Raw genomic sequence first — 11,082 nt, forward strand, 5'->3', positions numbered from 1 at the left:
AACCGTGCGTTGACGGCATGTTCGCCGGAGAAGGCGGGGTGGATGCGTCTGGGCCCCTCGGGCCAGCGGGCGCCTATTGAGCTTGGCTGCTGACGTCCGCGACGAAGCGCGCGGCGATGGCGGCGTGGCGCGCGGACAGGCGCTTGATCGCCGTATCGAACCGGGAGCGCCAGCCGCTGCCGCGTTCAAGGAGGTCCGCGACCGATGCCTGCAGCGTGTCGGCATACCCTTGGTCGAGCATGCATTCGAGCACGGCGGAGGCCTGATCGAGGTCCTTGTTGGCCTTCACGCGCTCGCTCGGTGGCCGCTCGACCGCCACGATCATCTTGTGCAGGGCGAATCTGGTCGGGTCGGGCACGTTGACCAGCACGGCGCCCTGATCGGCCAGCAGGGCGGCCTGGGCGGGTTGTTCGAGCAGCAATTCGAGGAACTTCAGCGGTTGCAGCGAGATGTTGAGGTTGGGCAGATCGACCACTGCGTCGCTCCGTCCGCGCGTGGTCAGGAAATCCAGCCGCAGATCCGGCTCGGCCGAACTGACGTACGTACCCGATGGATTGCCACTGAAGCCCAGGGATGGGAGAAAGCCCATCTGCAGGCTATCGATCGCCGTGCGCACATCCACGTCCACATCCGCCGGCAGGGCGACGGAGATGTTCCTGCCGCCATGGGCAAAGTCGATGTCCTGGGTATGGGTGGAGCTGGCCCAGGTCACCCCGAGCATGTTGCCCAGGGCCACGAAGGCGTGGCTGCCGATAAGCAGGCCGCCGGCCCGGAAGAACCCGGCATCGCCAATCTGGCGAATGATGCGGAAATGCTTGGGCGTGATGCTGGCGCAACCGTGCGCCAGGGCGGCCGCCGCGATGCGGGGCAGTCCCGGGTCGGGAGCCTGGGACGCCTTGGCCTTTAGCGACTCGACATGATCGGACGACGGCCCCACGTAGATCTGACGGACCCTGCCGTCCAGCGCGTCCCGATAGGCGAAGTACCAGTACCGCCGGCCCTTGATGGACTTGGATTGAAAGGAGCCCGACAGGGAGGCCACGCTCCGGTGCAGTTCCGCATGGCGGGTCGCTTCATAGGCTTCGCCGTAGGCGGTCTGGGCGCCTGCGGGGAGTTCGCGATAGAGCGTGGGCATGGCGGGGACTCCGAGTTATACAACACCAAGAGAGCACGTTGTATAACAGTTATACAACAAATTTCAATTTTGTTGTATAGCGCGTGTCGCGGAGCGCATACCCCCGCGGCGGTTCGATCGACCGCCCCGATCTTCGAACCTCGCCAAATGGTCAGGAGCACCGCCCGCCGGAAAGCTCGGTGGCAAGTCCGGCCAGGCCAGCGGCCCCAGGCGAACAGGCCCGCCTCTGGAGGGATAATTGGCCCCCGGAAAAATAAATGTCCGGATTCGCCCAGCCGGGCGTCCTTGCCTGTGGGAGAACCGGATTCGTGGTGGGCTGGCGATGGGTGATGTCATCCAGATGTGGCGGAAGGTGCGGGGCGTTGTGCTCCGGCGCGGGGTCGCGCCGCAGGATGCCGACGACATCCTGCAGGAGGCGTTCGCCCGGCTGGAGTCGTACACCCGCATGCACGAGCTGCGTTCGCAGGAAGCCTTCCTGGTCACCGCGGCGCTGAACATCAGCCGCGACCAGGCGCGCCGGCGGGCGAACTCGCCGCTGCAGGCCGGCGAGCTGGATCTGGAAGCCATCGCCGACAGCGCGCCGCAGCCGGAGGAGCAACTGCGGATGCGCGAGCGCATGCGCCGGGCCAACTCCGGCCTGGCCCGGCTGGATCCGCTCACCCGCCGCTGCCTGCTGGCCCAGCGCCTGGAAGGGCTGACCTTTCCGCAGGTGGCCGAACGCGAGGGCATGTCGGTCGCCGCGGTCGAGAAGCGCGTCGCCCGCGCGGTGATGTTCCTGACCCAATGGATGGATGAGGAATAAATGATCATGCGAACGGATATCTCCGAAAACCTCGCGTTGGCTGAAGCTTCGGCGTGGCTGGTGCGTCTGCAGGGAAGTGGACGCACGCCCGCCTCCGAAGCGGCCTTCCGTGCCTGGCTGGCCGAGGATCCCGCGCACGCGCGCGCGTTCTCGCGGGTCACCGATACCTGGGAGATCATCCCGGGCGCGGCGTGGCCGCAGGCCGCAAAGGCCGCGTCGCGCGCCCTGCGCCGGCCGCCGTGGCTGGCGGTGGCGGCCAGCGTGGCGTTCCTGTGCGTGGTCACCCTGATGTCGCTGCGCGCACTGGGCGACACCGTCTACCAGACCCATGTGGGCGAGCAGCAGACCGTTACCCTGGACGATGGCAGCCGGATCACCCTCAACACCAACACCCGCCTGTCGGTCGACTACAGCGGCACCCAACGGCGCATCCACCTGGATCGGGGTGAGGCCCTGTTCGAGGTGGCCAAGAATCCGCAGCGGCCGTTCACCGTGCAGGCCGGCGACGAACAGGTGCGCGCGCTGGGCACGACCTTCATGGTGCGCAGCGAGCAGCAACGCCTCGATGTGCTGTTGATTGAAGGCAGCGTGCGGGTCAGCCACGTCGGCGACACCGGTCCCGCCGCGCGCGACATCGCGCCGGTGGTGCTGGTGCCGGGCGAACGACTGGCGCTGCGCGACGGCGTCGCCGAGCGCAGGCTGGATCGTCCGCCGGTCGAGGAAATGACCGCCTGGCGCCGCGGCGAGGCGATGTTCGACAACGTCACCCTGGCCGAGGCGGTGGCCGAGATCAACCGCTACGGCAAGGTGCAGGTGCGGATCGAGGATCCCGCATTGGCGAAGCTGCGCATCTCCGGTGTGTTCGCCACCCGCGATCCGGCTGAATTCGCCAGCGTCATCGCGCAACTGCACGACCTGGACGTGGTATCGACGCCGGGCGGTGTCGCGTTGAAGGCGTCGCCCGGACGCCATTGAAGCCGGGGCGTCCTGCCGCGCAGAGTCGAACGTCGTTCCCTTCGATGAAGCAGGCGCGGGATTCCCGCGCGGCTTGCGTGAATGCAAGCCGGTAAAGGAAATCCCGAACCTCGACGGATTCCGTCCAATCGCATGTCCGGACTACGGTGCGCGGACGTCCTTTGCTGAAACAACGGACGGAAACGATTCCAAAAGGAGCTGCATGCGTATTTCCACCGGCCGGGTCAGGGCGATCGGGCTGTGCCTGCTGTTGGCGCTGTTTCCGGTCATCGCACTGGCGCAGGCGCGTTATGACTTCCACCTTCCCGCGCAGCCGCTGGACGATGCATTGCGCGCGGTCGGGCGCAAGGCGCATGTCACGGTGGCGTTCGATCCCGTGCTGGTGGCGGGAAAGCGATCGCCGACGCTGAAGGGCACTTACACGCCACGCGAGGCGCTGGAACGGTTGCTGCGTGGCAGTCGGTTGCGGTTGCGCGTCACCGAGGGCGGTTCCTACTGGGTCGAGGCCATCCCGGTGCGCGGCCCCCCGGCCGGGTGAATGGCGATACCATGCGCACGACTCATAAGCACATGACAAACCCGCGTCATTGCGTTGTCCGGATTCTTTCACCCGAGCGTCTACTGCTCTGAGCCCACCGCCGGTGAGCCGCAAGATTCTGGGGAGAAGTCATGCCGTTTTCAGCAAGCCGCTGCTGTATCGCCATCGCCATCGCCGTATCACTGGGCCTGGCGGCCCGGCCCGCGATGGCGCAGCAGCCCGCCACCCGTTACGAGATCCGCCTGCCCGAGCAGTCGCTCGCCGATTCCCTGCGCGCGTTGGGCAAGGCCGCGCATGTCAACATCGTGTTTGAACCGGATGCCGTGCAGGGCAAGCGCGCGCCCATGCTGGACGGCCGCTACACCGCCGCCGAAGCGCTGGAACGCCTGCTCGCGGACAGCGGCCTGGATCTGCGTTCGACCGCGGGCGGCTCCTTCGCCATCGAGCCGCCACGGGCCATGCCCGCGCCGACGCGCGAACAGGTGACAGCCGACGCCGCGAGTCCGCGCACGGCCGCCTTCACCTTTGATCCGCTGCTGGTAATCGGCAAGGCCGAGGGCTTTTCCGCCACCCGCATGCCGACCGCACTGAAGGACGTGCCGCAATCGGTCTCGATCATCACCCAGGACACCTTGCAGAAACAGAACGCGCGCAGCCTGGATCAGGCGCTCGGCTGGGCGACCGGCATCACCCTGGCCCGGGCCACGTCGACCCGGAACAAGTTCATCTCACGCGGTTTCGATGTCGGCACCTACCATGTCGACGGTGGCGCGGCGCTGGGCATCTCGGAAATCAATGGCGCCGGCCTGGATCTTTCCCAGTACGACCGGATCGAAGTGTTGCGTGGCGCGGATGCCCTGTTCGGCGGCGGTGGCGACCCCGGGGCATCGGTCAACCTGACCCGCAAGCGTCCCCTGGCCGATCCCATGGCGAATATCACGCTGTCGGCCGGATCCTGGAACAACTACCGCGCCGAAGCCGACCTGAGCGACCGGATTACCGCCGATGGCCGTCTGCGCGGACGCATGGTGGCCGTTCGCGAGGACCAGGCGTACCACTACAACAACGCCGGGCGGAAGATGAGCAAGCTGTATGCGGTGTTCGACTACGACGCCTCCGACAGCACCCGCCTGACGCTGGGCGGTTCCCGGGAGGACAGTAGCCGGATTTCCGTGGAGAAAGGCCTGCCGCGCTACAGCGATGGCGCGGATCCGCACCTGCCGCGCGATACCGGCCTGACCTTTCCCTGGGCCCGGATCCGGGCGAACATCAGCGAGGGTTTCGCGCAGGTGGAACAGGGCCTCGGCGAGCGCTGGCGGCTCAAGGCAGGCGCCACGAAACTCAGAACCGAGGAAGCCGGGATCTATCCCGAGATCAGCGCCGCCATCAATCCGGTGACGAACCGTTTGAGTGGTTTTCCGAATGCGCAGGACACCCGGACGGAGACCGACCAGACCTCCTTCGATGTCAACCTGACCGGATCGTTCGACTGGAATGGACGCGCGCAGGAACTGGTGCTGGGTGCGGATGCCGTGCGGATGGACTATCAGACCCACCTGGAAAGCCTGGCCGTCACCGGACCCCTGATCAATCCGTTCGACTTCGACCCCGGCCTGTATCCGCGCCCAATCGCCTCGCCCTTCGCCCTCAGCACCCTGCTCGACGTGCGGACCCGCCAGCACGGTGTCTACGCCGCCATCAAGCTGCGGCCGACGGCGCGCTGGGCCGTCACCCTGGGTGCACGCAACAACTTCGCCCGCACGGAAAGCCGGATCGCGCTTCGCTTCGGTCCCTTCCCGCTGGGCAACGTCGTCCTGCGCAGCGGCGATGGCGGTGTGCTCACGCCCTATGGCGGCATGGTCTACGAGATCAACGACCGCTACTCGCTCTACGCCAGCTATGCACAGGTCTTCAACGCCAACAACACGACCATGGCGAACGGAAGCCCGTTGGGACCCTCGCGTGGCACCAACCTGGAGGCGGGCCTCAAGGGGGCCTGGCACGACGGACGCCTGAATGGTTCGGTCGCGCTGTTCAAGATTGACCAGGACAACGTGGGCGTGACCGATCCCCGTCACGCGTCGATACCGGGAACCGCCTGTTGCGTCATCCCGGTCACCCAGCGTAGCAAGGGCGTGGAGGCGGAACTGAGTGGCCTGCTCGCGCCGGGCTGGCAATTGAGCGCCGGCTATACCTTCGACATCAATCGCAGGTACGACGGAGCGCTGCTCAGCACCCAGACGCCCCGGCACCTGTTCAAGCTGTGGACCACCTACCAACTGCCTGGCAATGCCAGCGACTGGAACATCGGCGGTGGCGTGACCGCGCAGACCGAGAACTACACGGCGAACACGGCCTGTGCCGCATTCGACCCGGTGACCGGCGCCTGCATCGGCAACGAAGTGCCCTTCCGTGCCGTACAGGGGTTCTACAGTGTTACCACGTTGCGGGTGGAGTACCGCCTGGCCGATCACTGGAACCTGGCGCTCAACGTCGACAACCTGTTCGACCGCCGCTACTACCAGACGATCTCCAACCCCAGCGCGGGCAACTGGTACGGCGCACCGCGCAACTGGATGCTGACCCTGCGCGGACAGTTCTGATCGCGCTTGGCCGATGAGTGATCGGACGCCCGGCGTCCGGTGCGCGGTTGCCGCCCATGGCGCCGCGCCCGGGCGCGGGGCGGCCCCGCGGAATCCCGCATCCCAACCTCCCCCTTTCCCCCACGGACACATCGCCAGCCTGGAGCCGGCGATGGGAGTTTTACCGCATGAGCCGTCGCCGCAAGCACGTGGTGTTCAAGCTGCTGGGCAATCTGGTCGTGTCTCCCTATCGCTGGCGCATGCTGGCCACCGTATTGCTGTCCTGCGCGGTGCTGGGCCTCCAGCTGTGGATGGGCATCAAGCTGGCCGTGGTGATGGGGCAGATGATCGACGCCCTGACCCAGCGCGACGTGGCCGGGTTCAGAGGGGCGTTGCTGACCCTGATGGCGTGCCTGGTGGGATTGTTCGTCAGCACCGGCCTGTACATGTACGCCAACCTGCGGTTGCACATGCAGGCACGCACCGCATTGACCTACCCGTGGTTGCGGCACTGGCTGAGTGAGGAGGCGATCTACCGGATAGAACGCGAGAAGCGCGTCGACAACCCCGACCAGCGCATCGCCCAGGACCTGGACCTGTTCCTGACCTCGTCGCTTGGCCTGCTGATGGGCGGTCTGGGCGCCCTGGGCGGCGTCTGGGCCTACTCGGTGCAGTTGTGGCAGAAGGGCGGTGCGTTCGATTTCAGCTGGGGCGGGCAAGCCTGGTCGATTCCGGGTTACCTGTTCTGGATCGCGCTGATCTACTCGGCGCTCGATTTCATTTTCACCCGCTGGATCGCCAAGCCGCAGATCGCGCTGAACATGCAGCAGCAGCACGTGGAGGCGGATTTCCGCTTCGGCCTGGCGCAGGTGCGCGAGAATGCCGAGCAGGTCGCCTTTTACCGTGGCGGTGCCAGCGAGTTCCGCCGGCTGATCGAATGCTTCGGGCGGGTCCGGCGGAACTGGTGGCGCTTGATCGCCTACCAGGCCGGCTTCCAGGTGTACAACTCCGCCACCGGGCGGGTGTCCACCTACCTGATGTATCTGTTGCTGGGCCCGAAGGTGCTGGCCGGCGCCGTCACCGTGGGCACCATGGGCACGATGCAGGCGCTGTATGGCCAGACCCTGGAAAAGCTCAACTGGATCGCCAGCTCCTGGACCGCGATCGTGGAATGGATCGCGGTGGTGAAGCGATTGCAGGAACTGGACCAGGCGATTGACCGCCCACCGGCCACCGGCATCGAGATGATGCCAGCCGATACGCCGATGCTGTCGACCCGTGGGCTGGCGCTGGCGTTGCCCGATGGCAGCGCGCTGGCGGAAATCGGCGACGTGCGCATGCGGCCGGGCGAGCGCTGGCTGGTGCGCGGCCCTTCCGGGGTCGGCAAGAGCACGCTGCTGCGCGCCATCGCCGGCCTGTGGCCGCATGGGCACGGGCGCATCGCGCCTCCGGGCGGACGCAGCCTGTTCCTGCCGCAGAAGAGCTATCTGCCCTGGGACACCCTGAAGGTGGTGCTGGCCTATCCGCGGCCGGCGGATTACCACAGCGACGAGGCATGCCGGCAGGCGTTGATCGATTGCCGCCTGCCGAAACTGGCCACGCGACTGCATGAGCGCGACCGCTGGAGCATGCGGCTGTCACTGGGCGAACAGCAACGCATCGCATTCGCGCGGGCGTTGCTGTGCCGGCCGGACTTCCTGTTCCTGGATGAGTCCACCAGTGCGCTGGACGCGGAGACCGAGCAGCATCTGTATCAGCTGCTGGTGGATCGGCTGCCCGGGACCGCCCTGGTCAGCGTGGCCCACCGACCCACCCTGACCGAGTTCCACACCCACGGCCTGCGTTTGCAGGCAACCGGACCGGCGTGGGTCGAGGACCTGGGGGTGCCGGCATGAGCATGCAGGCACGCAGGCGGAGCGTGGTGGTGAAGCTGCTGCTGATGCTGCTGCGCGCGCCCGCGCGTGGCCGGATGCTGGCCATGCTCGTGCTGCTGGCCGGGTTGATGGCGATGGATACCTGGCTGATGGTCAAGCTGGCCAGCTATGGCGGGCAGATCATCGATGCCCTGACCACCCGCAACGCCACCGACTTTTATACGTGGGTGGCGCGGCTGTTCACGGCGGCCATGATCGGGGTCGCCTGTTTCGTCGTCTTCACCTACCTGCACAAGCGCTTGATGATGGAAGCGCGCACCGCCCTGACCCATCCGTGGCTGGGCCTGTGGCTGGACGAGGAAGCGCTCTACCGGATCGAGCGCGAGCAGCAACTGGACAACCCGGATCAGCGCATCGCCGAGGACCTCAAGCTGTTCCTGGAAAAGTCCATCGACCTGGGCGTGGAGGCGTACTCGGCGATGCTGGGCATCGGCGCGTTTTCGGCGATGCTGTGGCAGCAGGGCGGTTCACTCGACTTCACTCTGGGCGGCCGCGATTGGTCGATTCCCGGTTACCTGTTCTGGGCGGCACTGCTGTTCGCGATCGTCAATACCTGGATGACCCAGTGGATCGCCCGGCCGTTGATTGGCCTGAACATGAACCAGCAGCGGGTCGAGGCGGATTTCCGCTTCGGCATGATCCAGGTGCGCGAGCACGCCGAGCAGGTAGCGCTGTATGGCGGCGCCGACGTGGAATACGACCGGCTGACCGGGCGTTTCGAACAGGTCCGGCAGAACTGGTGGCGACTGATCTTCTACCAGATGCGCTGGGCCTGCTTCTCCTTCACCACGTCCAGCTTCGCCACCTACGCCACCTACCTGATGCTGGCGCCCAAGGTACTGGCCGGCGCGATGACAGTGGGCACGATGACGACCCTGCATACCGCGTTCAACACGGTGTTCGGCAAGCTCAACTGGGTGGCCAACGCCTGGCAGAAGATCGTGGAGTGGATCGCGGTGGTCAATCGCCTGCGCGACATGGATGCCGCGCTGGACGCGCCGCCGCTGTCGGGGGGCGTCCACGTCGAGGAGACCGACGCGCCGGTACTGGTGTCGCGCGATCTGGCGTTGGCCTTGCCGGATGGCGAAGCGCTGGCGGCCATCGGCGATCTGCGGATGAAACCGGGTGAGCGCTGGCTGGTGCGCGGACCCTCCGGCGTCGGCAAGAGCACCCTGCTGCGCGCCATCGCCGGCCTGTGGCCGTACGGCCGCGGAAGTATCGAGCGGCCGGCGCAGGGCGTGTTGTTCCTGCCGCAGAAAAGCTACCTGCCGTGGGACACGCTGAAGGTGGCGCTGGCGTATCCGCAATCCCCGGAGGTCTATCGCGACGAGACCTGCCGGCAAGCCTTGGTTGACTGCCGTCTGCCGCATCTGGTCGACCGCCTGCACGATCGCGACCGCTGGGGCATGCGCCTGTCGCTGGGCGAACAGCAACGGGTGGCGTTCGCGCGCGCGCTGCTGGGCAAGCCGGAATTCCTGTTCCTGGACGAATCCACCAGCGCGCTGGATCTGGAGACCGAAGCGCACCTGTATCAATTGCTGGTGGACCGGCTGCCGGGCACGGCGCTGATCAGCGTGGCGCACCGGACCACCCTGGATCGCTTCCACGATCATCGCCTGCTGGTCCTGCCGGAAGGTCCGGCCATCCAGACAGCCTTGCCGGCCGGAGCAGCCAGTTGAGCAGGCCGCCGCCGTGACGATGCTGGAAGCGCCCCTGCGGTCGCTGCTCGCCGACGTGGCGGGCAGCCGCGATCTGCCGACGTTCTGGCGTCATGTGCAGGCTCTGGTGCAGGCGGTCGTCGCGCACGACACCACGGTGGCATGGAGCGGCTTGTCGGCGACCGTGCTGGGCGAGGACGGCGAAGCACGGCGGGCGCGGGCGCGGGGATTCCTGCGGTCGTACTACAGCGGGCCGGAAGGCACGCAGATCGTTCCCGAGGCATTCCTCGTCCACGCCAGTGCCGCCATGCTCGGCGCCGGATTGTTGCCGGCGCTGGACGGACCGCATCCGTCGGCGGGGACGGATTCGCCGATACCGCTGGACCTGCGCGATGCTATCGAGCCCAGCCGATCCCTGCTGGAGCTGTCGGGATGGCGGCATGCGCTGGTCCTGCCGCTGGGTTGGGAACAGTGGCAGGTTTCGGCGGGTGTGGCCCTCTACCGTGCGCCGGTCGGGGGTGCCTTCAAGCCCGAGGAGGCGGAGCGCCTGGCGGGATGGGTGCCGTTGCTGAAACAGGTGCATGCGCGCCTGCTCGAACATGAAGGGCAGTGCGGCACCCAGGCCGACATCCAGGGATTCCTGTCGGGCTTGCCGGTGGGCCTGGCGCTGTTCGATTGGACCTTGCGCCCGTTGTACGTCAACGAGGAAGGCTACCGGCTGACCCAATTGTGGAACCACGCGCCAGCCATTCCCCCGCCTGGCGACGCGCGCATCGAATTCCATCTGCCGAAAGTGCTGCGCGAGGCGGGCGAGCGACTGCGCCAGCGCTGGCTGGGCAATGTCCTGGGATTGGCGAGGGAAAAGGGCGAACTGAGCGAGCGGGTGATCCATCCCCTGCGCCGGGACATGCAGGCGACCCTGAGCATCGCGGTGTCCAGGAACGACGTCGGCGGACGCCTGCCCACCGTGTTGCTGCGTTATTCGGGCATGGCCGCGCGGGTCGTTTCCGCATTCGAGCCATCGCCTTCGCAGCTGTCGATCCTCTCGCAACTGACCCCGGGGGAGCGCAACGTCGCGTTGCTGGTCATGCGCGGGATGAGCAACCAGGAAATCGCCGACGCCCTGCATCGCGATATCACCACGGTGAAGGATCACCTGAGCCACATCTACGACAAGTTGGGGATCCGTAGCCGCACCCAGTTGGCCGCGCAACTGGCGGGCTGAATCCGGCGTCCCGGTGCATGCGCGTTTACCTACCTACGGAGGGTGTGGGCGCATTCCCGGCTGCCTAGGCTGCTCATCACCCGCGAGCCCGCGTTCGCGTCATCTACCTGGAACCTCCATGAATCGTTCGTTCTGCCCCTGCACCCGGCCTACTACCGCCACGGTGGCGCCGGATTCGCGTGGGAACACCCGCACCACGCGCCGCCGCATTCGCATGGAATACGCGCCCAACC

General features: G+C 66.8%; 8 protein-coding genes. 7 read left to right on the forward strand and 1 reads right to left on the reverse strand.

The genetic code is table 11. The annotated features are described in order from the left end of the window. Positions 1-73: 73 nt before the first annotated feature. Entirely contained in the window at positions 74-1,135 is a 1,062-nt protein-coding gene (locus tag IB228_RS15950) for a nucleotidyltransferase domain-containing protein (RefSeq protein ID WP_192199157.1), read from the reverse strand. A gap of 322 nt (positions 1,136-1,457) precedes the next feature. Between IB228_RS15950 and IB228_RS15955 the strand changes: the two genes are divergently transcribed. The 7 genes from IB228_RS15955 to IB228_RS15985 all read left to right on the forward strand — a co-directional run bounded on the left by IB228_RS15955 (position 1,458) and on the right by IB228_RS15985 (position 10,849). After that, positions 1,458-1,937, forward strand: coding sequence for a sigma-70 family RNA polymerase sigma factor (locus IB228_RS15955; protein ID WP_225562487.1), 480 nt, complete (start codon positions 1,458-1,460; stop codon positions 1,935-1,937). Between the two features lie 6 nt (positions 1,938-1,943). Then, positions 1,944-2,912, forward strand: a complete 969-nt coding sequence (locus tag IB228_RS15960; RefSeq protein WP_192199158.1) for a FecR family protein — start codon at positions 1,944-1,946, stop codon at positions 2,910-2,912. Between the two features lie 202 nt (positions 2,913-3,114). Continuing rightward, positions 3,115-3,450: an STN domain-containing protein gene (locus tag IB228_RS15965; protein WP_192199159.1), complete on the forward strand. Its 336-nt coding sequence runs from the start codon at positions 3,115-3,117 to the stop codon at positions 3,448-3,450. 131 nt (positions 3,451-3,581) lie between these two features. Then, positions 3,582-6,053: a TonB-dependent siderophore receptor gene (locus IB228_RS15970; protein WP_192199160.1), complete on the forward strand. Its 2,472-nt coding sequence runs from the start codon at positions 3,582-3,584 to the stop codon at positions 6,051-6,053. A 167-nt stretch (positions 6,054-6,220) separates the two neighbouring features. Further along, positions 6,221-7,927, forward strand: a complete 1,707-nt coding sequence (locus IB228_RS15975; RefSeq protein ID WP_192199161.1) for an ATP-binding cassette domain-containing protein — start codon at positions 6,221-6,223, stop codon at positions 7,925-7,927. Further along, positions 7,924-9,645: an ABC transporter ATP-binding protein/permease gene (locus IB228_RS15980; protein ID WP_192199162.1), complete on the forward strand. Its 1,722-nt coding sequence runs from the start codon at positions 7,924-7,926 to the stop codon at positions 9,643-9,645. Before IB228_RS15975 ends, IB228_RS15980 begins: the two co-directional genes overlap by 4 nt. A 19-nt stretch (positions 9,646-9,664) precedes the next feature. Further along, a complete protein-coding gene (locus tag IB228_RS15985) occupies positions 9,665-10,849 on the forward strand; it encodes a helix-turn-helix transcriptional regulator (RefSeq protein WP_225562506.1) in 1,185 nt (394 codons plus the stop codon). The last annotated feature ends 233 nt before the right edge of the window (positions 10,850-11,082 follow it).

It is taken from the genome of Pseudoxanthomonas sp. PXM04 (genome assembly GCF_014851695.1).
GTDB lineage: Bacteria > Pseudomonadota > Gammaproteobacteria > Xanthomonadales > Xanthomonadaceae > Pseudoxanthomonas_A > Pseudoxanthomonas_A beigongshangi.

What these genes read in the sequence shown, in the direction of transcription:
- IB228_RS15950 (WP_192199157.1), bottom strand. Translation starts at nt 1,135, where the DNA reads ATGCCCACGCTCTATCGCGAACTCCCCGCAGGCGCCCAGACCGCCTAC.
- IB228_RS15955 (WP_225562487.1), top strand. Translation starts at nt 1,458, where the DNA reads ATGGGTGATGTCATCCAGATGTGGCGGAAGGTGCGGGGCGTTGTGCTC.
- IB228_RS15960 (WP_192199158.1), top strand. Translation starts at nt 1,944, where the DNA reads ATGCGAACGGATATCTCCGAAAACCTCGCGTTGGCTGAAGCTTCGGCG.
- IB228_RS15965 (WP_192199159.1), top strand. Translation starts at nt 3,115, where the DNA reads ATGCGTATTTCCACCGGCCGGGTCAGGGCGATCGGGCTGTGCCTGCTG.
- IB228_RS15970 (WP_192199160.1), top strand. Translation starts at nt 3,582, where the DNA reads ATGCCGTTTTCAGCAAGCCGCTGCTGTATCGCCATCGCCATCGCCGTA.
- IB228_RS15975 (WP_192199161.1), top strand. Translation starts at nt 6,221, where the DNA reads ATGAGCCGTCGCCGCAAGCACGTGGTGTTCAAGCTGCTGGGCAATCTG.
- IB228_RS15980 (WP_192199162.1), top strand. Translation starts at nt 7,924, where the DNA reads ATGAGCATGCAGGCACGCAGGCGGAGCGTGGTGGTGAAGCTGCTGCTG.
- IB228_RS15985 (WP_225562506.1), top strand. Translation starts at nt 9,665, where the DNA reads ATGCTGGAAGCGCCCCTGCGGTCGCTGCTCGCCGACGTGGCGGGCAGC.